The sequence below is a fragment of the Nonomuraea sp. GTA35 genome (assembly GCF_041950525.1).
Taxonomy (GTDB): domain Bacteria; phylum Actinomycetota; class Actinomycetes; order Streptosporangiales; family Streptosporangiaceae; genus Nonomuraea.
Window position 1 is genome coordinate 394,017 of record NZ_JBGNUV010000005.1, and the last position, 21,233, is coordinate 415,249.

General features: G+C 71.2%; 23 protein-coding genes. 11 read left to right on the forward strand and 12 right to left on the reverse strand.

The window, feature by feature from the left end; translation table 11 throughout:
- Nucleotides 1-5 precede the first annotated feature (5 nt).
- Genes dapF through ACBJ32_RS25055 form a run of 3 tightly spaced genes read right to left on the reverse strand, consistent with a single transcriptional unit; the run spans nt 6 to nt 2,262 of the window.
- Nucleotides 6-818, reverse strand: a complete 813-nt coding sequence (dapF, locus tag ACBJ32_RS25045) for a diaminopimelate epimerase (RefSeq protein ID WP_357870434.1) — start codon at nt 816-818, stop codon at nt 6-8.
- Nucleotides 819-827: 9 nt separating this feature from the next.
- A complete protein-coding gene (miaA, locus tag ACBJ32_RS25050; RefSeq protein ID WP_375128762.1) occupies nt 828-1,736 on the reverse strand; it encodes a tRNA (adenosine(37)-N6)-dimethylallyltransferase MiaA in 909 nt (302 codons plus the stop codon).
- Between the two features lie 13 nt (nt 1,737-1,749).
- The gene (locus ACBJ32_RS25055; protein WP_375128763.1) at nt 1,750-2,262 is read right to left on the reverse strand and encodes a methylated-DNA--[protein]-cysteine S-methyltransferase; all 513 of its coding nucleotides are present in this window, start codon (nt 2,260-2,262) and stop codon (nt 1,750-1,752) included.
- Between the two features lies 1 nt (nt 2,263).
- On the opposite strand from ACBJ32_RS25055, the gene ACBJ32_RS25060 reads away from it, so the two are divergent.
- A complete protein-coding gene (locus ACBJ32_RS25060; protein WP_375128764.1) occupies nt 2,264-3,181 on the forward strand; it encodes a ribonuclease Z in 918 nt (305 codons plus the stop codon).
- Here ACBJ32_RS25060 and ACBJ32_RS25065 read toward each other — a convergent pair.
- From ACBJ32_RS25065 to ACBJ32_RS25075, 3 genes are all read right to left on the reverse strand, one after another.
- Complete coding sequence (locus ACBJ32_RS25065; protein ID WP_375128765.1) at nt 3,154-3,807, reverse strand: hypothetical protein; 654 nt, start codon at nt 3,805-3,807, stop codon at nt 3,154-3,156. The two genes, ACBJ32_RS25060 and ACBJ32_RS25065, sit on opposite strands and share 28 nt — an antisense overlap.
- Nucleotides 3,808-3,854: 47 nt before the next feature.
- The gene (locus ACBJ32_RS25070; RefSeq protein WP_375128766.1) at nt 3,855-4,598 is read right to left on the reverse strand and encodes an isocitrate lyase/phosphoenolpyruvate mutase family protein; all 744 of its coding nucleotides are present in this window, start codon (nt 4,596-4,598) and stop codon (nt 3,855-3,857) included.
- A 106-nt stretch (nt 4,599-4,704) separates the two neighbouring features.
- Nucleotides 4,705-5,187, reverse strand: coding sequence for a hypothetical protein (locus tag ACBJ32_RS25075; RefSeq protein WP_375128767.1), 483 nt, complete (start codon nt 5,185-5,187; stop codon nt 4,705-4,707).
- A gap of 454 nt (nt 5,188-5,641) precedes the next feature.
- On the opposite strand from ACBJ32_RS25075, the gene ACBJ32_RS25080 reads away from it, so the two are divergent.
- Complete coding sequence (locus ACBJ32_RS25080) at nt 5,642-6,220, forward strand: hypothetical protein (protein ID WP_375128768.1); 579 nt, start codon at nt 5,642-5,644, stop codon at nt 6,218-6,220.
- Nucleotides 6,221-6,271: 51 nt separating this feature from the next.
- Here the strand turns inward: ACBJ32_RS25080 and miaB are convergent, their stop codons facing one another.
- Nucleotides 6,272-7,771: a tRNA (N6-isopentenyl adenosine(37)-C2)-methylthiotransferase MiaB gene (miaB, locus tag ACBJ32_RS25085; RefSeq protein WP_375128769.1), complete on the reverse strand. Its 1,500-nt coding sequence runs from the start codon at nt 7,769-7,771 to the stop codon at nt 6,272-6,274.
- 173 nt (nt 7,772-7,944) lie between these two features.
- On the opposite strand from miaB, the gene ACBJ32_RS25090 reads away from it, so the two are divergent.
- The 6 genes from ACBJ32_RS25090 (at nt 7,945) to ACBJ32_RS25115 (ending at nt 14,008) form a co-directional block, all read left to right on the forward strand.
- Nucleotides 7,945-8,664, forward strand: coding sequence for an amino acid ABC transporter ATP-binding protein (locus ACBJ32_RS25090; protein WP_375128990.1), 720 nt, complete (start codon nt 7,945-7,947; stop codon nt 8,662-8,664).
- 113 nt (nt 8,665-8,777) lie between these two features.
- Nucleotides 8,778-9,545 carry a glutamate ABC transporter substrate-binding protein gene (locus ACBJ32_RS25095; protein ID WP_357870409.1) on the forward strand — a complete coding sequence of 256 codons (768 nt, stop codon included), beginning with the start codon at nt 8,778-8,780 and terminating at the stop codon, nt 9,543-9,545.
- A gap of 58 nt (nt 9,546-9,603) precedes the next feature.
- Nucleotides 9,604-10,272 carry an amino acid ABC transporter permease gene (locus ACBJ32_RS25100; protein WP_357870406.1) on the forward strand — a complete coding sequence of 223 codons (669 nt, stop codon included), beginning with the start codon at nt 9,604-9,606 and terminating at the stop codon, nt 10,270-10,272.
- On the forward strand, nt 10,269-11,186 hold the full coding sequence (locus tag ACBJ32_RS25105) for an amino acid ABC transporter permease (RefSeq protein WP_357870403.1): 918 nt from the start codon (nt 10,269-10,271) through the stop codon (nt 11,184-11,186). Before ACBJ32_RS25100 ends, ACBJ32_RS25105 begins: the two co-directional genes overlap by 4 nt.
- Before the next feature lie 99 nt (nt 11,187-11,285).
- Nucleotides 11,286-12,131: a glutamate ABC transporter substrate-binding protein gene (locus ACBJ32_RS25110; protein ID WP_375128770.1), complete on the forward strand. Its 846-nt coding sequence runs from the start codon at nt 11,286-11,288 to the stop codon at nt 12,129-12,131.
- A 50-nt stretch (nt 12,132-12,181) separates the two neighbouring features.
- Nucleotides 12,182-14,008: a S9 family peptidase gene (locus ACBJ32_RS25115; RefSeq protein ID WP_375128771.1), complete on the forward strand. Its 1,827-nt coding sequence runs from the start codon at nt 12,182-12,184 to the stop codon at nt 14,006-14,008.
- A 16-nt stretch (nt 14,009-14,024) separates the two neighbouring features.
- Here ACBJ32_RS25115 and rny read toward each other — a convergent pair whose 3' ends face one another.
- Together rny and recX are read right to left on the reverse strand one after the other, a co-directional pair.
- Nucleotides 14,025-15,641, reverse strand: a complete 1,617-nt coding sequence (gene rny, locus ACBJ32_RS25120; RefSeq protein ID WP_357870397.1) for a ribonuclease Y — start codon at nt 15,639-15,641, stop codon at nt 14,025-14,027.
- Nucleotides 15,642-16,216: 575 nt separating this feature from the next.
- Complete coding sequence (gene recX / locus ACBJ32_RS25125) at nt 16,217-16,693, reverse strand: recombination regulator RecX (RefSeq protein WP_375128772.1); 477 nt, start codon at nt 16,691-16,693, stop codon at nt 16,217-16,219.
- Nucleotides 16,694-16,918: 225 nt separating this feature from the next.
- Here recX and ACBJ32_RS25130 point away from each other — a divergent pair, with 225 nt between their 5' ends.
- Entirely contained in the window at nt 16,919-17,128 is a 210-nt protein-coding gene (locus tag ACBJ32_RS25130) for a hypothetical protein (RefSeq protein ID WP_375128773.1), read from the forward strand.
- A 590-nt stretch (nt 17,129-17,718) separates the two neighbouring features.
- On the opposite strand, the gene recA is transcribed toward ACBJ32_RS25130, so the two are convergent.
- A complete protein-coding gene (gene recA, locus ACBJ32_RS25135) occupies nt 17,719-18,813 on the reverse strand; it encodes a recombinase RecA (protein WP_357870394.1) in 1,095 nt (364 codons plus the stop codon).
- Nucleotides 18,814-19,217: 404 nt separating this feature from the next.
- Between recA and ACBJ32_RS25140 the strand changes: the two genes are divergently transcribed.
- Nucleotides 19,218-19,967, forward strand: a complete 750-nt coding sequence (locus ACBJ32_RS25140; protein WP_375128774.1) for an aspartyl protease family protein — start codon at nt 19,218-19,220, stop codon at nt 19,965-19,967.
- A 37-nt stretch (nt 19,968-20,004) separates the two neighbouring features.
- Complete coding sequence (locus ACBJ32_RS25145) at nt 20,005-20,325, forward strand: hypothetical protein (protein WP_375128775.1); 321 nt, start codon at nt 20,005-20,007, stop codon at nt 20,323-20,325.
- Here ACBJ32_RS25145 and ACBJ32_RS25150 read toward each other — a convergent pair.
- Both ACBJ32_RS25150 and ACBJ32_RS25155 read right to left on the reverse strand, forming a co-directional pair.
- Nucleotides 20,322-20,516 carry a DUF3046 domain-containing protein gene (locus tag ACBJ32_RS25150; protein WP_375128776.1) on the reverse strand — a complete coding sequence of 65 codons (195 nt, stop codon included), beginning with the start codon at nt 20,514-20,516 and terminating at the stop codon, nt 20,322-20,324. The two genes, ACBJ32_RS25145 and ACBJ32_RS25150, sit on opposite strands and share 4 nt — an antisense overlap.
- Nucleotides 20,517-20,767: 251 nt before the next feature.
- Nucleotides 20,768-21,154, reverse strand: coding sequence for a VOC family protein (locus tag ACBJ32_RS25155; protein ID WP_246547069.1), 387 nt, complete (start codon nt 21,152-21,154; stop codon nt 20,768-20,770).
- Nucleotides 21,155-21,233: the final 79 nt, after the last annotated feature.

Sequence of the window (21,233 nt, forward strand, 5' to 3'; positions counted from 1 at the left end):
GAACTTCATTCTGCAAGCATCAGTTCGCCACTGGCCACGATCACCGCCGGGCCGGACAGGTAGCTGGTGTCCTCGTCGAGGATCACCGTCAGCGTGCCGCCCAGCACCTCGACCGTCCACGTGCCGGTGGTGTCGCCGGACAGGTGCGCGGCGGCGACGGCCGTGGCCACCGAGCCGGTGCCGCAGGAACGCGTCTCGCCCGAGCCGCGCTCGTAGACGCGCATGACGGCGCGGCTGACGCCGACCGGGTTGAACAGCTCGACGTTGACCCCGGCGGGGAAGACGCCGGTGTCGAAGCCCGGCTGGTGGGTGAGGTCGAGCTGGGCGACGGGGTCGCCGATGGAGCAGGCCAGGTGGGGGTTGCCCATGTCGACGCAGATCCCGGGGTACTCGTGCCCGCCCAGGGTGGCCACGCTCTCCCCGTGCACGACGGGCTTGCCCATGTCCACCGTGACGTCGCCGTTGGGCTCGATGTGCACCTTGCGCAGCCCGCCCCTGGTCGCGATCGCGAACTCCGAGCCGTGCTCAAGCCCGGCGTCGAGCAGGTAGCGGGCGAACACGCGCACGCCGTTGCCGCACATCTCGGCCATGCTGCCGTCGGAGTTGCGGTAGTCCATGAACCACTCGGCCTGCGCGGCCTGATCGCTCACCTCGTGACTGTCCTTGGTGCGGGCCACGCGGAGCACGCCGTCGGCGCCGATGCCTGCCCTCCTGTCACAGATCTTGGCGACGAGCGCGGCCGACACGTCGACCTCGCCCTCGGGATCGGGCAGGATGACAAAATCGTTCTCGGTGCCGTGCCCCTTGAGAAAGCGCATTGCAAAAGTTTATTCGCACGGGTGCCCCGCGATTCGCGCCAGGGACCGCTCAAGCAGGTCGGGGGCGTCGTACGGCAGCCACCGGACCCGCGGATCCCGGCGGAACCACGACTCCTGCCTGCGGGCGAAACGCCTGGTCAGCCTGACCGTCTCGGCCATCGCCTGCTCCTCGCTCCACTCGCCTTCCAGGAAGCGGACGACCTGGGCGTAGCCGAGGGCGCGGCCGGCCGTGCGCCCCTGCGCCAGCCCCTGGTCGAGCAGCGCGCGCACCTCGTCCACCAGGCCCGCCGCCCACATGCGCTCGACCCTGAGCTCGATCCGGGCGTCCAGCTCCGGCCTGGGCACCTCCAGCCCGATCTGGACGCTCGGGTAGACGGCGTCGTAGGAGGGCATCGTGGCCGAGAACGGGCGGCCCGACAGCTCGATCACCTCCAGCGCCCGCACGATGCGGCGGCCGTTGCTCGGCAGGATCGCCGCGGCGGCGGCCGGGTCGCGCTCGCGCAGCCGCTCGTGCAGGGGGGCCGGGCCGCGCTCGGCCAGCTCGGCCTCCAGGCGCGCCCTGATCTCCGGATCCGTGCCGGGGAACTCCAGCTCGTCGATGGCGGCCCGCACGTACAGGCCGCTCCCGCCGACCAGCACGGGCACCTCGACGGCGTCGATGACCGCCCTGGCCAGCTTCTGGTACTCCGCCACGCTGGCCGTGACCGTCACGTCCCAGATGTCGAGCAGGTGGTGCGGCACCCCGCGCCGCTCCTCCTCCGTCAGCTTGGCCGTGCCGATGTCCATGCCGCGGTAGAGCTGCATGGAGTCGGCGTTGACGCACTCCCCGCCCAGCCTGAGGGCGAGGTCCACGGCGAGATCGGACTTTCCTGCGGCCGTGGGACCCACGACGGCGATGACTGGCTGCTGCTGACGCACACCGACAAGTTTGCTAGAGATCGAGCAGCGTCGGCTGCAGGTATCCCTCATGGGTCAGCAACCAGCGCTTGGTCTCCACGCCCTCGCCGCCGCTGAAACCGCCCAGCCCGCTGCCCGCGATCACCCGGTGGCAGGGCACGACGATCGGGATCGGGTTGGAGCCCATGATCGAGCCGATGCCGCGGGCGGGCACGCTGGAGCCGCTCAGCCTGGCCAGCTCGCCGTAGGTGACGGTCCTGCCGTACGGGACCTCGTGCAGGGCCCGCAGCACCCGCAGCCGCGAGCCCGACATGAGCCGCCAGTCGATCGGCGTCCCGAACGTCTTCAGCTCGCCCGCGAAATAAGCGTTCAGCTCGGCGACGACGGAGGCCGTACGATCCGCATCATGAACCTCAGCCAGGTCGAGGCGGCCCGCCAGCCGGTCGCGGGACCCCCATCCCGACGCGACGAGGCCGATCTCGGTGACGGCCAGCACGAACATGCCTACAGGCGTGGGCACCTCGGCGAAGGCAACCGTGGTGGTCATCGTGTCCTCACGTGAGCTCGTGGTGCTGGGCACGTCCAGCGCCGTTCCTACCCGACACCGTAACCACAACGGCTACCTTCTGCGCTGGGACGGTCATGGCTTCCTGTTCGATCCCGGCGAGGGCACCCAGCGGCAGATGGTGCACGCCGGGCTGAGCGCGAACGACGTGCACTGGCTCTGCCTGACCCACTTCCACGGCGACCACTGCCTGGGCGTGCCCGGCGTCGTCCAGCGCATCGCCCGCGACAAGGTGCGGCACCCGGTGCGGGCGGTCTTCCCCGGCTCCGGCGAGACGTACTGGCGGCGGCTGCGCCACGCCGCCGCGTTCGCCGACACGGACGTCATCTCCGAGCATCCCGTCTCCGGCGACCTGTCCGGCGTCGGGCCGCTCATCGCGCGCCGCCTGTCCCACCCCGTCGAGTCGTACGGCTACCGCGTCCAGGAGCCGGCCGGCCGCCGCATGCTGCCCGACAAGCTGGCCGCCCACGGCATCCGCGGCCCCGAGATCGGCGAGCTGCAGCGCACCGGCTCCGTGCGCGGCGTCACGCTCGCCGAGTGCAGCGAGCCGAAGCCCGGCCAGAGCGTGGCGTTCGTGATGGACACCCGGCTCTGCGACTCCGTCTTCGAGCTGGCCTCCGGGGTGGACCTGCTGGTGATCGAGGCCACGTTCCTGTCCGCGGAGAGCGCGCTGGCCAAGGAGTACGGGCATCTGACGGCGTTCGAGGCGGGCGTGGTGGCGGCGGACGCGGGCGTGCGCAGGCTGGTGCTCACGCACTTCTCGGAACGGTACGGGTTCGACGCCGAGCCGTCCTTCGTCGAGGAGGTACGGCGCAGCTTCGGCGGCGAGGTCGTGACGGCCCGCGACCTGATGCGGATCCCCGTGCCGAAGCGTCAGGCCAGCCAGGCCCCGGCGAGGTAGCCGACCCCGTACGGCGCCGCCTCCATCAGCAGACGCCCCCGGTACGCCCGCGCGCCCGCCGCCCCCGCCAGCACCTGCAGGGCCGCCCGCCCGCTCACCCACAGCCTGTCGGCCTCCTCGGGATCGAGCGCCGCCAGCGTGGCCGGGTCGCCCGTCGCGATCGCCTTCGCGATCAGGTCGTTGTACGGGCCCGCCGCCTCGTCGTGCCTGCCCGGGGCCCTGGGGCTCAGGCAGGCGGAGCCGTCGGCCATGACCAGCAGCGCCACCCGGTCGCCGCGCCCGCCCAGCTCCGCGCCCAGCGCCAGGCAGCCGGCGGTCGTCGTGCCGAAGGCCACGGACTGGAAACCCTGGGGTTCGCCGTCACCGAGGAGCAGGCGGGCGACGGTCAGGGACAGCGGCAGCACCGGCTCCCCGGCCCCCGCCGTGCGGTCCACGCCCCAGGGGCGCAGGGTGCCCGCCGCGCCTGCCGCGTACGCGCGGGTCGCCTCGGCGCCGCCCACCACGACCAGCGCGTCGGGGCGCGCCTCCCGCAGCGCGGCGATCGCGGCCTGGCAGGCGGAGCGCAGCTCGGGCATCCCGAGCACGACCAGCGGGGTCGAGGGGCAGACGGCGGCGGCGACAAGCACGAGCGCAAGCGTACGTGGCCCCTCGCCGCCGCCCCCACCCGGAGGGTTCAGAAGGGCCTGCGGCCCTCCCGGATCCCGGCGATCAGGCCCTGGGTGAAGGCGTGGGACGCCCCGTGCAGCCCGCTCCCGAAGCTGATCCTGGCCACTCCGAGCTCCGCCAGCCTCTCGAGGCTCGGTGCCCGCTCGCCGAAGTACACGTTGACCGGCGCCCCGAGCTCGCTCACCAGGGCCCGGATCTCGTCCTCGTCGGCCAGCAGGATGGGGTACACGCAGTCGGCCCCCGCCTCCAGGTACCGCCGCCCGCGCGTGACGGCCTCCTGCCTGGACGCCGGGCCGTGCAGGTAGACGTCCACCCTCGCGTTGATCACCAGCGCGTCACCGGCGGCGGCCCGCACCTCGGCCAGGAAGTCCGCCTGCGCCCCCGGATCCACCAGCTCGCCGCGGCCCGGCAGGGAGTCCTCCAGGTTGCAACCGGCGGCTCCGGCCTCGGCCAGGCGTTCGACGAGCTCGGCGGGCCCGAGCCCGTACCCGCGCTCGACGTCGGCGGTCACCGGCACACCCGCCACGGCCCTGGCCACGCGGGCGATGGCCGCCATCATCTCGCCGACGGGAGTGCGCTCGCCGTCGTCGTAGCCCAGCACGTGCGCGACGGCGGCGCTGCTGGTGGCCACGGCGGGAAAGCCCGCCTCCCGCACGGCGCGGGCGGAGGCGGCGTCCCAGACGTTGGGCAGGATCAACGGGGTGCCGGGCACATGGAGCGCACGCAGTGCGGACGCGTCGTCAGTCGTCATGGCCCAACCCTAGGAGCGGGAAGTGGCGCCCTGGCAGAGCCAGTCCGCCCTCAAGACGGCAAGCCACTTTCCGGCATGCCGCCCGCGCAGCGGCTCCTCGCCCGCCCTAGCAGCCGCTCTTCGAGCACTGGCCGGCGACCTCGCCCGCGGGGCCGTTGGCCGGGGTGTCGGCGGGAGTGTCGCTGCCGGAGGACTGCGGTGCCTTGGTGGGGGACGTGGTGGCCGGCTTCTTTCCGTCGCCGCGGCTCGTCTGTGTGGCCGGCCCGGTGTCCGTCGAACCGGAGTCCGTCGAACCGGTGTCCGTCGAACCGGTGTCCGTCGAACCGGTGTCGGCGGGGCCGCCCGTGCCGGGGTCGGCGACGTCGCCCATGCTGCCGTCGTCGGGGGCATCGGTGGACAGGTCGCCGTCCTCGGGGGACTCGGCGGTGACGTCGCCCATCGTGGCGTCGTCGCCCCCGAGGTCGTCGCCGGCCTCGGTGCCGCCGGTGGTCTGGGCCGGCGCGGGGCCGCCGCCGCCCTGCTGGGCGGCCTCGCCCCGGCCGCCGGCCAGCATGTAGCCGCCACCCCCCGCCAGCAGAACCGTCAGCACCGCCGCGGCGATGATGAGCGGCCTCTTGTTCGTCGCTTTTCTCTGACGGCCATTTCTCGACGCGGGGCGGATGTCTCCCGGCCCGGTCAGGATCTCGTGACGATCCGGCGCGTTCGGATCATGCATGGGGTTACAGCTCCCTGCGGTCGTATCGGGGAAAGCTCGCCGGCTTCCGCGGGTGATGGACCACACTAGCCGCAACGGCTGAATGCTCGCACACCAATCACAAAGGAATCACGACTTGTCCCCCCTTCGATCCATTTGCCCAGGTAGCCGACCGCCCCTCGCGCCGCTGGCAGGAGTCGCCGGCGTGCTCGCCACCGCCGGGGTGGGAATATTCCTGGCATTCAGCAACGCGCCCGATGCTTCACCGCATAGACATGGCGAATTCGATCAGGAAACCCCGCTTTCCCCAAGATCGAATACGTCGGCTTCGCCACTCTGGGCATCGAACGTGACACCAACAGCGACCGCCGCGGCGACCTCTCCTGGATCGTTCGCCTTCCCGTCCGTCCAGCCGGCGGGCATGATGCTCGGGCCTTTGTCACCGCCCTGGATCGAGGCCGTGCCGCCGTGGAACGCGGCGGTCTCCCCACCCGTGGACGCGGTGCTCTCGCCGGTTCCGGGCGCGCCCGTCGCACCGCCCGCGGACGGGATCCCGTACTCGTCGGACGTGATCGCGCCGCCTCCGGGCGGGGTCGCACCACCCGTCACCGTCCCCGCGGGGACCGCCGGCCCGCTCGCGACGGTCCTCGACCGGCCCGGGCGCTCGTCCGGCGCGCCCGGCCACGCCGCGTCTCCCGGCCGCTCGCCGGTTCCTCCCCGGGAACGCTCAGCCCCTCCCGACCGGGCACAGGCCTTCCTGACGCCGCGGGCGTCCCCGCAGGCGCCTCCCCCGCGCCGGCCGGCACCGAGCAGGCACGCCGACACCCCGCCGCCCGCACGCGGGCGCGGCCTGCCGAACCCCTGCGCCACGATGCACGATTTCCGCCGGCAGCCCTGCGAACAAGTCCTCGACAGCCTCACCCGCTGATCGCCCGCCCTCGCCCCGACCGGGCGAGGGCGGCCGCACGCCGCAGCCCGGTCAGTGGGCCGAGCAGCCTCCGGTGGACGCGGGCAGCGGGGCGGGGCGCCCGATGCCGGGCATGCCGAGCAGCACCCCCGTGCCCGGCGAGGAGGCGGGGGCGGCCTGGCGGGCCTGCCAGGCGTCACCGGCACGGGTGCGCCGGACGCCCAGGACGGCGCCGTCGGCCACCAGGTGGTGCGGGGCCGCGTACGTGACCTCGACCGTCACCATGTCGCCCGGCCGGGGCGTCTCGGCGCCCACCGCGAAGTGCACGAGGCGGTTGTCAGGCGCGCGGCCCGACAGCCGGTGCGTGGCCTCGTCCTTGCGGCCCTCGCCCTCCGCCACCAGCACCTCGAGCGTCCGCCCGACCTGCTTCTTGTTCTCCTCCCACGAGATCTCCTCCTGCAGGGCCACGAGCCGCTCGTAGCGCTCCTGCACGACCTCCTTGGGCACCTGGTCGGGCATGGTGGCCGCGGGGGTGCCGGGACGGATGGAGTACTGGAAGGTGAAGGCGTTGGCGAAGCGGCTCTGGCGGACGACGTCCAAGGTGGCCTGGAAGTCCTCCTCCGTCTCGCCGGGGAAGCCGACGATGATGTCGGTGGAGATGGCCGCGTCGGGCATGGCCGCGCGGACGCGCTCGATGATGCCGAGGTAGCGCTCGGCCCGGTACGAGCGGCGCATCGCCCGCAGCACCCGGTCGGAGCCGGACTGCAGGGGCATGTGGAGCTGGTGCATGACGTTGGGGGTCTCGGCCATGGCCGCGATCACGTCGTCGGTGAAGGCGGCCGGGTGGGGCGAGGTGAAGCGGACCCGCTCCAGGCCGTCGATGTCGCCGCAGGCGCGCAGCAGCTTGCCGAAGGCGAGCCGGTCGCCGAACTCCACGCCGTACGTGTTGACGTTCTGCCCGAGGAGCGTGACCTCCAGCGCCCCCTGATCCACCAAGGTCCGGACTTCGGCCAGGATGTCCCCGGGCCGGCGGTCCTTCTCCTTGCCGCGCAGGGACGGCACGATGCAGAACGTGCAGGTGTTGTTGCAGCCGACCGAGATGGACACCCAGGCGGCATAGGCGGACTCGCGCTTGGTGGGCAGCGTCGAGGGGAAGACCTCCAGCGACTCCTTCAGCTCCACCTGCGCCTCGCCCTCGACGCGGGCCCGCTCCAGCAGCACCGGCAGCGAGCCGATGTTGTGCGTGCCGAACACCACGTCGACCCATGGCGCCTTGCGGACGATCTCGCCCTGGTCCTTCTGCGCCAGGCAGCCGCCGACGGCGATCTGCATGCGCGGGTTGCGCGTCTTGGCCGGCCGGAGGTGGCCGAGGTTGCCGTAGAGGCGGTTGTCGGCGTTCTCCCGCACGGCGCACGTGTTGAACACGACCACGTCGGCCGTCTCGCCGTCGTGGGCGGGCACGTAGCCGGCGTCCTCCAGCAGGCCTGACAGCCGCTCGGAGTCGTGGACGTTCATCTGGCACCCGTATGTGCGCACTTCGTACGTGCGGGCGCCCTCCTGGGTCACAGTCATGGCATGTTCAAGGGTAGTCGTTGTGCGGCTCGCAGCGGCCCGTATGGATCTAAAAGGCCAGCTTGGCGGCATGATGTGATCGGATCGGTACCGCTCGGTTAGTGCACAGCGTTCTAAGGCCCTCTACGTTTTACTCCATGACGGAGAACGGGGACGCCACTCCACTGGTCCAGATGGAGAACGTCAACAAGCACTTCGGGGCGCTGCACGTCCTGAAGGACATCAACTTGACCGTCTCTCGCGGCGAGGTTCTGGTCGTCATCGGCCCTTCGGGCGGAGGGAAGAGCACGCTCTGCCGCACGATCAACCGGCTGGAGACGATCAACGACGGCAGGATCATATTCGACGGCCAGGTGCTACCGGCCGAGGGCAAGGCGCTGGCAAGGCTGCGTTCCGAGGTCGGAATGGTCTTCCAGTCGTTCAACCTGTTCGCTCACAAGACCATCCGGGAGAACGTCACGCTCGGCCCGACCAAGGTCCGCGGCGTCTCGAAGGCCGCCGCCGACGAGCGGGCGATGGAGCTGCTGGAGCGGGTGGGCATCGCGGCGCAGGCCGACAAGTACCCCGCGCAGCTCTCCGGCGGTCAGCAGCAGCGTGTCGCGATCGCCAGGGCGCTGGCCATGGATCCGAAGATGATCCTGTTCGACGAGCCGACCTCCGCACTGGACCCCGAGATGGTGCAGGAGGTGCTCGATGTGATGATCGGGCTGGCGCGTGACGGCATGACCATGATGGTCGTCACGCACGAGATGGGGTTCGCCCGCCGCGCCGCCAACCGGGTCGTGTTCATGGCGGACGGGCAGATCGTCGAGGAGAACACCCCCGACGAGTTCTTCACCAACGCGCAGACGGACCGTGCGCGCGACTTCCTTTCGAAGATCCTCACGCACTGAGAGTTATGAGGCAGGTACACATGCACATGCGTCGAACGGGAGCGGTGCTCTCCATTGCGGCACTCGCCGCGGGCCTGGCCGCTTGTGGCGGTGGGGGAGAAACGTACGCCACCGTGGCTGACAAGATCACGGGCGGCGGCACGATCGTGGTCGGCACCAAGTGGGACCAGCCGAGCCTGGGCCTGAAGATGGGCAACGAGCCCGAGGGCTTCGACGTCGACGTTGCCAAGGCCGTGCTGAAGGAAGTGAACGGCGGCAAGGATGTGAAGGTCGAATGGAAGGAGTCGGCCTCGTCCAACCGCGAGCCGTTCCTCCAGAACGGCACGGTCGACATCATCTTCGCCACCTATTCCATCACCGAGGAGCGCAAGGGCAAGGTCACCTTCGGCGGCCCGTACGTCATCGCGCACCAGGACATCATGGTCCGCAAGGACGACGCCTCGATCAACACCCCGCAGGACCTCAAGGGCAAGAAGATCTGCAAGGCCTCGGGCTCCAACTCCTACAAGCGCATCACCGACCCGCCGCCGGACGGTGAGCTCGACATCGACGCCACCACCGTCGACGCGGCCAACTACTCCGAGTGCGTGCAGAAGCTGACCGGCAGCAACCTCGACGCCGTCACCACCGACGACCTGATCCTGGCGGGCTTCGCCAAGCAGGCCGGCGGCAACTTCAAGGTGCTGGGCCAGGGCTTCACGGACGAGAAGTACGGCATCGGCCTGAAGAAGGGCGACACCAAGACCTGCGAGGCCGTCAACAAGGCGGTGGCCACGCTGTGGAGCAACGGCACCATGAAGACGCTGCTGGACAAGTGGTTCGGCGGCATCCAGGGCCTGAACGTGTCCACGCAAGCGCCGCCGGCCGAGGGTTGCGCCTGATCACGTCGGTGACGGCGGCCGGTGACCCGGCCGCCCGTCGCCCCTGCGGTGGAGCACGATGGACGAACTAATCAAGTACGGGCCCGACCTCGCGCTGGGATTCCTCGAGAACGTCAAGCTGTCGATCGTGGCCGCGATCGTCGCCTTGCTCCTCGGCACGGTCCTGGTGGCGATGCGGGTCTCCCCGACCCCGGTCCTGCGCGCGGCCGGCACCGTCTACGTCAACGTGGTGCGCAACACCCCGCTGACGCTGGTGCTGGCGTTCTCCGCGCTGGGCCTGAGCGACCAGCTCGGCCTGGTCTTCTCCGAGACGCCGACGACCAACTCGTTCTGGATCGTGGCGATGGGGCTGTCGGTCTACACGGCGGCCTTCGTGTGCGAGGCGCTGCGCGCCGGCGTGAACACGGTGCCGATGGGCCAGGCCGAGGCGGCCAGGGCGATCGGGCTGACGTTCATGCAGTCGCTGACGATGATCATCCTGCCCCAGGCGTTCCGCGCGGTCATCGCGCCGCTGGGCAGCGTGATGATCGCCATGATCAAGAACACCACGGTCGCGACGGCCGGCGGCTTCCTCCTCGACTCGGCGGCGGTCATGAAGATCACGTTCGACACGACCGGCGCGTCGATCCCGATCTTCCTCGGCATCGTCGTCGCCTTCATGGCGCTGACCATGCCGATCGGGTTCTTCACCGGCTGGCTGGCGCGACGGCTGGCGGTGGTCCGATGAGCACCTCCGTGCTGTTCGACGCGCCGGGCCCGCGCGGGCGGATCCGCAACCACACGCTCACGGTGCTCAGCGTCATCGCGGTCGGCGCCGTGCTGTACGGCATCTACCGCGGGTTCGACGCCAAGGGCCAGTTCGAGGGCAAGATCTGGCAGCCGTTCCTGCAGTGGGAGACCTGGGACTTCTACATCATCCCCGGCCTCATCGGCACCCTGCGGGCGGCGGCCGTGGCAGCGGTGCTCGCGCTGGCGTTCGGCGCGATCTTCGGCCTGGCCAGGCTCTCCGACCACAAGTGGATCCGGGTGCCGGCCGGCGTGGTGGTCGAGGTGTTCCGGGCCATCCCGCTGCTGCTGCTGATCTTCTTCATCTTCTACCTGGCGCCGATGATCGGCGGTGGCGGCGACTACGCCTTCATGGCGGTCGTCGTCGGGCTCATGCTCTACAACGGCTCGGTGCTGGCCGAGGTGGTCAGGGCCGGCGTGCACGCGGTGCCCAAGGGGCAGTCCGAGGCCGCGTACGCGGTGGGCATGCGCAAGAACCAGGTGATGAGGCTGGTGTTGCTGCCGCAGGGCGTCACGGCGATGATGCCGGCGATCGTCAGCCAGCTCGTGGTGCTGCTCAAGGACACCGCGCTCGGCTACATCATCGCCTACGTCGACCTGCTCAACACCGGCTTCAAGATCCTGCCGGCCCGCTTCTTCGGCTCGCTGATCCCGGCGGCCATCGTCATCGGCGTCATCTACCTGGCGCTCAACATGGCGCTGAGCTACCTGGCCACGTGGCTGGAGCGGCGCAGCAGGCGCAGCCGCAAGACGGCGGCCCGCCCGGTCGCGGCGCCCGGCTCGGCCGAGGTCGGCGTGGGCGCGGGGCAGGGCACCGAGGGCGGCGGCCTGGCCCCCGACAAGCCCCTGGAGTGACCCGTTCCCGGGCGGCGAACGTCATGCTCGCCGCCCGGGATGTCAAAGAAAGCGGCAGATCCGCATTGCAACCCGGTCGGCGCGGGTATCCGGGTGAGCATGCGCAGGGCGGCGCTCGCGGGGGCGGCTGTGACGGTGGGGCTGGCCGCGTGTGGCGGCGGCGGCTCGTACGCGACCGTCGTGGACAAGATCAAGAACACCGGCACCGTCGTCGTCGGCACGAAGTGGGACCAGCCGGGCCTCGGGCTGAAGATGGGCAGCGGCGAGCCCCAGGGCTTCGACGCCGACGTGGCCCGCTACCTCGTCAACCACCTCACCGGCGGCAGCGAGGTGCGGATCATCTGGCGCGAGGCGCCGTCGTCCACCCGCGAGGCGCTGCTCCAGAACGGCACCGTGGACATGATCGTGGCCTCCTACTCCATCACGCACGCCCGCAGGCCCAAGGTGACGTTCGGCGGCCCGTACGCGATCGTCCCCCAGGACACCATGGTGCGCGCCGGCGACACGAGCATCCGCAGGACGAGCGACCTGCGGGGCAAGCGGATCTGCCTGGCCGAGGGCTCGAACTCCTACCGGCGGATCGTGGACCCGCCCCCCGACGGCAAGCTGGACCTGCCGGCCCGGCTGGTCAACGCCGCCAACTACTCCGACTGCGTCCGCAAGCTCGCCGCCGACCAGCTCGACGCGGTCAGCACCGAGAACCTGATCCTGGCCGGGTTCGCCGAGCAGGACCCCGGCAGGTTCCGGCTGCTCAACGAGCCGATCTCGTACGAGAACTGGGCCGTCGGGCTCAAGAAGGGCGACACCGAGACCTGCGAGGCCGTCAACCGGGCGATCGCCCGCATGTGGCAGGACGGCACCACCACGCGGCTGCTGCGCAAATGGTTCGGCAGAACAAATCTCGACCTGCCCTCCGCCCTGCCGCGGCCCGCGGGCTGCCCCTGATCTCCGGGGACCGGTCCGCACTCCAAGCGATCTTCCGGCAGGATGCGGGTATGCCCTTCTGGCCCTCCCCCATTTCGACCAGAGACGTGGCCGGGTCCGGCGTGCGTCCCGGCTGGCCCGTGGCCATGGACGGCCGGGTGTGGTGGACCGAGGATCGTCCCGACGAGGGCGGGCGCACGGTGATCGTCCGCCGCGCCGCCGATGGCACGCGCCGCGATCTGCTGCCCGCGCCCTGGTGCGCGCGCACGCGGGTGCACGAGTACGGCGGCAGGCCGTACGCCGTGACCCCCGCCGGCGACGTGGTCTTCGCCAACCTCAAGGACCAGCGGCTGTACGTCCTGTCCGGCGACGGCGAGCCGGAGCCCCTCACCGACGACGGCTGCCGCTACGCGGACCTGCTGGTGCACGACGGCCAGGTGTGGTGCGTACGCGAGCACCACGACGAGAACGGCAAGGTCACCAGGGCCGTCGTCGCGATCCCGCTGGACGGCGGCGAGACCCGCGTGTGGGCCACCGGCTGCGACTTCTACGCCGGTCCGGCCGTCTCGCCCGACGGGCGGCATCTGGCCTATGTCTGCTGGGACCACCCCCGCATGCCCTGGGACGGCACCGAGCTCCGCGTCGTCCCCCTCGACGGCAGCGGCACCGCGTGGCGGGTCCGCGGCGGCCCCACCGAGTCCGTGCTCGCGCCCTCCTGGAAGGACGACTCCCGGCTCTACCTGGTCTCCGACGCCTCCGGCTGGTGGAACCTCTACGAGGTGGGCCTGCGCGGCGAGGGGGCGCGGGCGCTGCGCCCGGCCGAGGAGGAGTTCACGCTGCCGCCGTGGCAGCTCGGCGGCATGCCGTACGCGGTGCTGCCCGACGGGCGGCTCGCCGTCCTGCACGGGCGCGGCGACCTGCGGCTGGGCCTGCTCGACCCCGGCACCGGCACGCTGACCGACCTCGACCTGCCCCACACCGGCTGGAACGCGGCGCTGGCCGCCGACGGCACGTCCGTGATCGGCGTCGGGTACACCGCCACGTCCCCGCGCTCGGTCGTGGCCGTCGACACCGTCACGGGTGGGCACCAGGCGCTCGAACGGGACCTCACCACGCTGCCCGACCCGGCCTACCTGCCCGTCCCCGAGCCTGTACTCGTGCGGCGGCCCTCAGCGGACGTGCACGCGTTCCGCTACCCGCCCCACGCCGCCGCCACCGACGGCACGCCCCCATACGTGATCTTCGTGCACGGCGGCCCGACCGCCCACGCCGACACCGCGCTCGACCTGGAGAAGGCGTTCCTCACCTCACGCGGCATCGGCGTGCTCGACCTCAACTACGGCGGCTCGACCGGCTACGGCCGCGCCTACCGCGACCGGCTCAAGGGCCAGTGGGGCGTGGTGGACGTCGAGGACGCGATCGCCGCCGCCGAGTGGCTGGCCGCCCAGGGCCTGGCCGACCCGGGCCGGATCGCGATACGCGGGGGCAGCTCGGGCGGCTGGACGGTGATGGCGGCCTGCTGCCGCTCCGACGTGTTCGCCGGCGGCGTCTCCTACTACGGCATCAGCGCCCTCGCCCCGCTCGCCGCGCACACCCACGACTTCGAGTCCCGGTACGTGGAGTGGCTGGTCGGGCCGGAGGATCCGCAGGTGTACGCCGCCCGCGAGCCCCTCGCGCTGGTCGACGGGGTGAGCTGCCCCATGCTGCTCCTGCAGGGCCTGGAGGATCCCGTGGTGCCGCCCGAGCAGTCCTCCGCCTTCGCCGACGCGCTCGCCGACCGCGGGGTGCCGTGCACGTACCTGGCCTTCGAGGGCGAGTCGCACGGCTTCCGCCGCACCGAGACCCGCGCGGCGGCCCTCGCGGCGGAGCTGGCCTTCTACCAGCAGATCTTCTCGTAGGCGGGCGTCGGGAGGCTCAGCGGGCGAACTCGGTCGCCCGCGACTCCCGCACCACCGTGATGCGGATCTGCCCGGGGTAGGTGAGCTCCTCCTCCACCTGCTTGGCCACGTCCCTGGCGATCACCTGGGCCTGGATGTCGTCGATGGCGTCCGGCTTGACCATGACCCGGATCTCCCGCCCGGCCTGCATGGCGAACACCTTCTCCACGCCGTCGTAGGACTGCGCGATCTCCTCCAGCCGCTCCAGCCGCTTGACGTACGCCTCCAGGGACTCGCGCCGGGCGCCGGGCCGGCTGCCGCTGATCGCGTCGGCCGCCTGCGTGAGCACCGCCTCGACGGTACGCACCTCGACCTCGTTGTGGTGCGCCTCGATGGCGTGCACCACGTCCTCCTCCTCGCCGTACCTGCGGGCGATCTCCGCCCCGATCAGCGCGTGGCTGCCCTCGACCTCGTGCGTCAGGGCCTTGCCGATGTCGTGGAGCAGGGCGCAGCGCTTCATCAGCGTCTGGTTCATCTTGAGCTCGGCGGCCATGATGCCGGCGATGTGGGCGGACTCGATGAGGTGCTTGAGCACGTTCTGCCCGTAGGAGGTGCGGTAGCGCAACTGGCCGAGCAGCAGCGTCAGCTCGGGGTGCATGTCGGTGATGCCCAGCTCGACGAGGGCGTCCTCGCCGGCCCGCGCGCACAGGTCCTGGACCTCCTGGCGGCTGCGGTCGTGCGCCTCCTCGATGCGCTGCGGGTGGATGCGGCCGTCGAGCACCAGCTTCTCCAGCGTCAGCCGCGCCGTCTCCCGCCTGACCGGGTCGAAGCACGACAGCAGCACCGCCTCGGGGGTGTCGTCGATGATCAGGTTCACGCCGGTCGTGGACTCGAAGGCGCGGATGTTGCGGCCCTCGCGGCCGATGATCCGGCCCTTCATCTCGTCGCCCGGCAGGTGCAGCACGCTCACGACCGACTCGGCCGTCTGCTCGGCCGCCAGCCGCTGCACGGCCAGCGTCACGATCTTCGTGGCCCGCTTCTCACCCTCCTTGCGGGCCTCCCCCTCGATCTCCCTGATGATCAGCGCGGCCTCGCGCTTGGCCTGGTTCTCGATCTCCTTGACCAGCTCGGACTTGGCCTGCTCGCCGGTCAGCCCGGCCACCCGCTCCAGGATGAGCCGCCGCTCCTGCTCGACCTGCAGCAGCTCCTCGCGCCGGTCGGCCAGCTCGACCTCGGTCTCGGCCAGCTTCCTGTCACGTTCCGCCTGCCGCCTGGCCTCCTCGTCCAGCCGCTGCTCCCGCTCGGCCAGCCTGGCCTCCCGGCGCTCGAGGTCGGAGCGCAGCTCCTTGAGCTCGGACTTGAGTATCCGGCTCTCCTCCTCGACCTCGCGCCGCATCTGCGCGGCGCTCTCGGCCGCCGCCTCCGACCTGCGCAGGATGTCCTCGGCGTCGCTCTCCGCCTTGTGGCGGATCTCCCGCGCCTCCTCCCGCGCCTGCTCCAGCTCCTCGTGGACCGCCTCCACCTGCTCGGCGCTGGGCTTGGCCTTGCCGGGCAGGCTGCCCGAGGTGCGGCGTATGACGACGAGAAGCGCCACGATCATCCCGAACGCGAGCACGAGCACCGCCACCATCAGCACCACGACCAGCGGCCCCATGTGTGCCCCGCCCTCCTCGCGTCGTCAAGAACTCATAACGCGGCCACAAACGGGAGGGGTCACAGGCGCGCCGCGGAAAGCCCTGTCGGCGTCATCGCCGGGATCGATGTCAAGCCAAGGCTGATGGGGCGTCGACCGCTCGTGCCGACACCTCTCCTGCCTCGTTCAATTCGTCCGTCGTTCACCGGTATGGCAATCCGCGCTGCGCGGAGTAACTCCTCACTGCCGTCGAGGTTATGCGTCGAACAGGTCACGAGCAAGCAAACGCGTCATCAAGCGTGTCTTACAGGCCTGCATCTCCACGTTCAGACAGGTGTCACCCATGAGCGCCGGAATCGCCCTTCTGGTCGGGGCATGCTGCGGCATGTCGCCCATGACCCGGGTCACCGAACGGGCAGGGCACACCCGCCAGCGGCTCAGGAGCCCCCATCGCGCCGCCGCCAGGCCCGATGGCCAGTGGCTGACGTACGACCAGCGGCGGCGTCGGCCGTCCACACCCGTCACCGTCACCTACGAAAGGCGGAGGCCGACCGGCCTGTCCCACGGCGCACGAGCACGGAGGATCGGGACGTGACTCAGGAGAAGTCCTCCTCCACCTCGACGCCCTCCTGTTCGAGCGCTTCCCGGATGACGCGGAAGGCCAAGCCGGAAGGGTAGCCCTTGCGGGCGAGCATGCCGGCCAGCCGACGGGTACGGGTCTGCGGGTCGAGCGAACGGGTGGCTGCGAGCTTGCGTTCCACCAGCCGTCGGGCCGTCTCTTCCTCCTGGTCGGGATCCAGCCGTTCCACGGCCTCGTTGACCGTGTCGCTGTCGACGCCCCGGTGACGCAGCTCGGCCGCCAGGGCGCGCTTGGCCAGCCCCCGGCCGTGGTGCCGGGAATCGACCCAGGCCGCGGCGAACGCCTCGTCGTTGATCAGCCCCAGCTCGGAGAAGCGGCTGAGCACCGCCTGCGCGGCCTCCTCCGGCACGTCCCGCTTGCGCAGGGCCTCGGCGAGCTGGGCGCGCGTCTTGGGAGCCATGGTGAGCAGGCGGAGGCAGATGGCGCGGGCCACCGACTCGGGATCCGCCTGAGGCCCCGTGCCGGCCGGGCTCTCGGCATCGGGCCCGTCGGGCAGCCGTCCCCGCCGCCGGCCGCTCTTGCGACCGCCCCGCCGCGACCGTCCTGCGGCACCGCTCTCGAACCACTCGTTGCCGCCCTCGACCTGCCCAGCGCCCTCGACCTGCCCAGCGCCCTCACCGAGCCAGCCAGTGCGCGCATCCGGCTGTCCTGCGCCGCCATGCCGCTGTCCGGCCCCGTCCGGCTGTCCAGCATCATCAGCAGACCGTCCAGCACCGCCATCACGCCGTCCTGCACCGCCTTCGAACCGCTCAGGTCCGTCATCGGCCCGTTCAGCACCGCCTGGGAACCATCCAGCTCCGCCATCGGGCTGATCGAAGCCTTCGCCGAAGGGCCCGAGCCCTTCGCCGGCCTGCCCGAACCGCCCTGAGCCTCCAGCCGTCCGTCCTGATCTTCCGCCTGAGCGCCCGGACTTCCCCCTGGACCGCCCGGCACGTCCGCCGGATCCCGAGACGGTGCGGCCGTCCAGTCGCCGCCCCTCGCTGTCGCTCGGCTCCGCCGCGAACCAGCTGCTCCCGGCCAGGACCTCGGGGTGCCACTCGTCCCCAGGACGGCGCCCCTGGGGTGAGGACTCGGCACGGACGCCCTGGTCGTCTCCTCCGTCAGCCACGCCGGCGACGGGCGGAGGGGCGGCCGGTCGCCCAGACGGACCCAGCGGTGGGCCCAGAGGCGGGCCCAGAGGCGGGCTCGGCGGCTGGTCGGTCTGGCGGGCAGGGGAGCCCTGCGGCGGGTCGACCGGTTGGGCGGGCGGGCCCGGCAGGTCGGGAGAGCCGTCTTCCTCGGAAGGGGTGGCGGCGCGCATGCGGTCGCGTTGCTCGCGCCACTCCGTCACCGACGGCCAGCCGTCCGTGGCCGAGCGGGCCAGGTCGCGCGGGCGGGATGACGTGGGGTCGGGCCAGGCGCCCCGGTCTGGCGGCTGGGGCGCTTGCGGCCGGTCCGTGCTGCTCATCGGGTCAGCGATCAGACGTCACCCGGCTTGGGGGTGGACTTCGAGCCGCGGCCCGACGGGGCGGCGGCCGGTGCAGGAGCAGGGGCGGCGGTCTCGACGGGAGCGTCGAGGCGCGGGCCCACACCCAGCTTGTCCTTGATCTTCTTCTCGATCTCGTTGGCCATGTCGGGGTGGTTCTTCAGGAAGTTGCGGGCGTTCTCCTTGCCCTGGCCGAGCTGGTCGCCCTCGTAGGTGTACCAGGCGCCGGACTTGCGGACGAAGCCGTGCTCCACACCCATGTCGATGAGGCCGCCCTCGCGGGAGATGCCCACGCCGTAGAGAATGTCGAAGTCGGCGACCCGGAAGGGCGGGGCCATCTTGTTCTTGACGACCTTGACCCTGGTGCGGTTGCCGACCGCCTCCGTGCCGTCCTTGAGGGTCTCGATGCGGCGGATGTCCATGCGGACCGAGGCGTAGAACTTCAGCGCCTTACCACCGGTCGTGGTCTCGGGGCTGCCGAACATGACGCCGATCTTCTCGCGGAGCTGGTTGATGAAGATGGCGGTGGTGCCGGTGCTGTTGAGGGCGCCGGCGATCTTGCGCAGGGCCTGGGACATGAGGCGGGCCTGGAGGCCGACGTGGCTGTCGCCCATCTCGCCCTCGATCTCGGCCTTGGGAACCAGGGCCGCGACCGAGTCGATGACGATGATGTCGACGGCGCCGGACCTGATCAGCATGTCGGCGATCTCGAGCGCCTGCTCACCCGTGTCGGGCTGGGAGACCAGCAGGGCGTCGGTGTCGACCCCCAGCTTCTTGGCGTATTCGGGGTCGAGGGCGTGCTCGGCGTCGATGAACGCCGCGATGCCCCCGGCCCGCTGGGCGTTGGCCACGGCGTGCAGGGCGATCGTGGTCTTACCCGAGGACTCCGGGCCGTAGATCTCCACGATGCGGCCGCGCGGCAGGCCGCCGATGCCGAGGGCGACGTCAAGGGAGATCGACCCAGTGGGGACCACCTCGATGGGAGCTCGGGCGTCATCGCCCAGTCTCATGACGGAGCCCTTGCCGAACTGCCGCTCGATCTGGGCGAGCGCGGTCTCGAGGGCCTTCTCGCGGTCGTTGATAGCCATGGGAACTCCCCCTGGGGGTCGTGGTCCGATCAGTCGAGTGAAAGCTACGGCCTGCCACCGACAATTTCTGCCGTGTCGGGGAAGACGTGGCGGCTCGGCTGCGTCCATCGTAGCCGAACGGCTGTTCGATCACAGCAAGAACACGCAGGTCGACCATGAGAGCATGCACATCCGCCCGCCCGTTCCGGCCAGCCGTCAGCCAGAGCCCGCCCCATCCGCCGCCCCACCGGGCGCCCCGCCTGTCGCCCCATCCGCCGCCTCACCTGCCGCCCCGCCCGCCACTCCGTCCTCCCCCGCTCTCGGCCACGCTCGAACAGCTCAGGAGCTTCGCCGGACGTACCCCGTACAGGATCTCGGGGCCCGCGACCGTCAGGATCCCGTTCGCGGCGCAGAGCCCGCTGCCCATGATCGAGGCGTCACTGAACGGCGCGCCGCCCGCCCTGTTCTTCCTCGACACCGGCGCGCTGTTCGCGCTCAACGACGACTACGCCGCCCGCCTCGGCATCCCCACGTACGGCCGCACGACGGGCCGCACCCTCTACGGCGAGCACCCGAACCTCCAGGGCCGCGTGGACCGGCTCACCATGGGCGAGCTGACCATCGAGCAGGTGCCGGCGCACACCATCCCCGACGAGATCCGCCTCACCGCGCCCGACGGCAGGCAGACCCAGGGCGCGATCGGCACCAGCGTGCTGGCCCGGTTCCTGGCCACCATCGACTATCCGGGCCGGGCGCTCGTGCTGCGCCGGGACAGGCGCGCTGCCGTGCGGGCGGAGCACACCGCGCCCCTGTGGTTCCTGGGCGACCACTTCCTGCTGTCCCACGGCACCGTGAACCACCTCGACCGGATGGTGTTCTTCGTCGACACCGGCGGCGGCGACATCGGCTTCACGGCTCCCCGCTCCACCCTCGACGCGGCCGGGATCGCCGTCCCCGCGGACGGCGGCCCGCATCCGGTGACGGCCGGGCGGGTGACGCTCGGCACCGCCGTCCGCCACGACGTCCCCGGCCTGGCAGGGGCGTTCCCCGACTGGTTCGAGCACGGGTTCGGCTTCCGGATCGGCGGCCTGCCCACGCACGAGTTCTTCAGGCCGTACGCGCTCACGTTCGACTTCGCGGGCATGCGCATCCTGATGGGCACCTCACGGGAATGACACGCGGGCGGTTGCCTCCTGCGTGTTGTCGGGCGCCATGAGCTGGGGAGACTCACTCCAGGGCGACGACTGGAGGCGGCACGTGGCGAGCGGCTACACCGGGGAACGACGCGTCCATCTCGAGGCACTCGCCGAGCTGCTGCCCGCCCATGGCCTGGTCAGCCGCATGGTCGGCGGCGAGGACCCGGTGTTGTGGGTATGGCACCCGCGCACCGGGCGCCAGACGATCATCTTCGCCACCCCGGCGAGCCACGGCTGGCAGTTCCTGTGGTCGCCCGGCGGGCAGTGCCCCGCCGCCGACCTGGAGCGCGCGGCCACGGCGCTCCGTGACGCCCTCGATCAGGAGCGATCGGCCTAACGCAGCTTGGACGAGACGTCCTCCACCTGGCAGACCGCCCGCCACACCGTCTTGACGCTCTCGCCGTCGGCCAGCGCCTGCACGACGGTGCGACCGCCGAGAGGGGCCAGGACGTAGTCGCGGGCCCACGACTCCGCGTACATCTCACCGAAGTGAGCGTCCATCCGTCTCCAGAACTCCGTCAGGCGCATGAACCCAAGTATGGAAGCGCACGAGGTGTGGGTAGGACATCCCCATGCCAAAGACCCCCAAGTCTTCACCCCCGAAGACAGCCAGGACGAAGGCCAACAGAGCCAAGCGCCGCCGGTTACTGCTGGCGCTGCAACAGGCCGTGCGGAAGGAGAAGGCGGAGCGTGCCGAACGGCACGCCGGTATCAGACAGGAGCCGCGTGCGGGCAAGCCGCGCACGCGCAGGGCGTCACGGCGCTAGACACCTCGCGGGTCACAACACCCGCGCGCCGTACATCTCACCGAGATGGTCGGCGAGCAGCTCCAGCCGGGCGCCGTCGGGGTCCTTGAAGTAGATGGAGGCGCCGCTCTCGATCTGGTGCGGCACGCCGGCCATCTCCAGCTTCCCGCGCAGCCTCTCCCACGTGGCGGGATCGACGGAGATCGCGATGTGGTGCAGCCCGCCGAGCACTTCCTGGTACGGCCCGAGGTCGAGGCCGGGGAAGTCGAAGAAGGCGAGCAGGTTGCCGTTGCCGATGTCGAAGAAGAAGTGGTTCGACCCCTTGTAGTCGCGATTTTCGATGATCTCCGTGAGCGGGAACTCCAGGAGCTCCTGGTAGAACTTGATGGTGCGTTCCACGTCGGACGAGATCAGCGCCATGTGGTGCAGGCCACGCGCGCTGCTGGACGGCCGGTGCGGTAAAACGTAGCGCTGTCTTATCTCCGCTCGGCGGGCTTCG

What these genes read in the sequence shown, in the direction of transcription:
- recA (WP_357870394.1), bottom strand. Translation starts at nt 18,813, where the DNA reads ATGGCTATCAACGACCGCGAGAAGGCCCTCGAGACCGCGCTCGCCCAG.
- ACBJ32_RS25070 (WP_375128766.1), bottom strand. Translation starts at nt 4,598, where the DNA reads ATGACGACTGACGACGCGTCCGCACTGCGTGCGCTCCATGTGCCCGGC.
- ACBJ32_RS25140 (WP_375128774.1), top strand. Translation starts at nt 19,218, where the DNA reads ATGATCGAGGCGTCACTGAACGGCGCGCCGCCCGCCCTGTTCTTCCTC.
- ACBJ32_RS25150 (WP_375128776.1), bottom strand. Translation starts at nt 20,516, where the DNA reads ATGCGCCTGACGGAGTTCTGGAGACGGATGGACGCTCACTTCGGTGAG.
- ACBJ32_RS25155 (WP_246547069.1), bottom strand. Translation starts at nt 21,154, where the DNA reads ATGGCGCTGATCTCGTCCGACGTGGAACGCACCATCAAGTTCTACCAG.
- miaB (WP_375128769.1), bottom strand. Translation starts at nt 7,771, where the DNA reads ATGACTGTGACCCAGGAGGGCGCCCGCACGTACGAAGTGCGCACATAC.
- rny (WP_357870397.1), bottom strand. Translation starts at nt 15,641, where the DNA reads ATGGGGCCGCTGGTCGTGGTGCTGATGGTGGCGGTGCTCGTGCTCGCG.
- ACBJ32_RS25130 (WP_375128773.1), top strand. Translation starts at nt 16,919, where the DNA reads ATGCCGCTGTCCGGCCCCGTCCGGCTGTCCAGCATCATCAGCAGACCG.
- ACBJ32_RS25090 (WP_375128990.1), top strand. Translation starts at nt 7,945, where the DNA reads ATGGAGAACGTCAACAAGCACTTCGGGGCGCTGCACGTCCTGAAGGAC.
- ACBJ32_RS25100 (WP_357870406.1), top strand. Translation starts at nt 9,604, where the DNA reads ATGGACGAACTAATCAAGTACGGGCCCGACCTCGCGCTGGGATTCCTC.
- ACBJ32_RS25145 (WP_375128775.1), top strand. Translation starts at nt 20,005, where the DNA reads ATGAGCTGGGGAGACTCACTCCAGGGCGACGACTGGAGGCGGCACGTG.
- ACBJ32_RS25115 (WP_375128771.1), top strand. Translation starts at nt 12,182, where the DNA reads ATGCCCTTCTGGCCCTCCCCCATTTCGACCAGAGACGTGGCCGGGTCC.
- ACBJ32_RS25105 (WP_357870403.1), top strand. Translation starts at nt 10,269, where the DNA reads ATGAGCACCTCCGTGCTGTTCGACGCGCCGGGCCCGCGCGGGCGGATC.
- ACBJ32_RS25055 (WP_375128763.1), bottom strand. Translation starts at nt 2,262, where the DNA reads ATGACCACCACGGTTGCCTTCGCCGAGGTGCCCACGCCTGTAGGCATG.
- dapF (WP_357870434.1), bottom strand. Translation starts at nt 818, where the DNA reads ATGCGCTTTCTCAAGGGGCACGGCACCGAGAACGATTTTGTCATCCTG.
- ACBJ32_RS25110 (WP_375128770.1), top strand. Translation starts at nt 11,286, where the DNA reads ATGCGCAGGGCGGCGCTCGCGGGGGCGGCTGTGACGGTGGGGCTGGCC.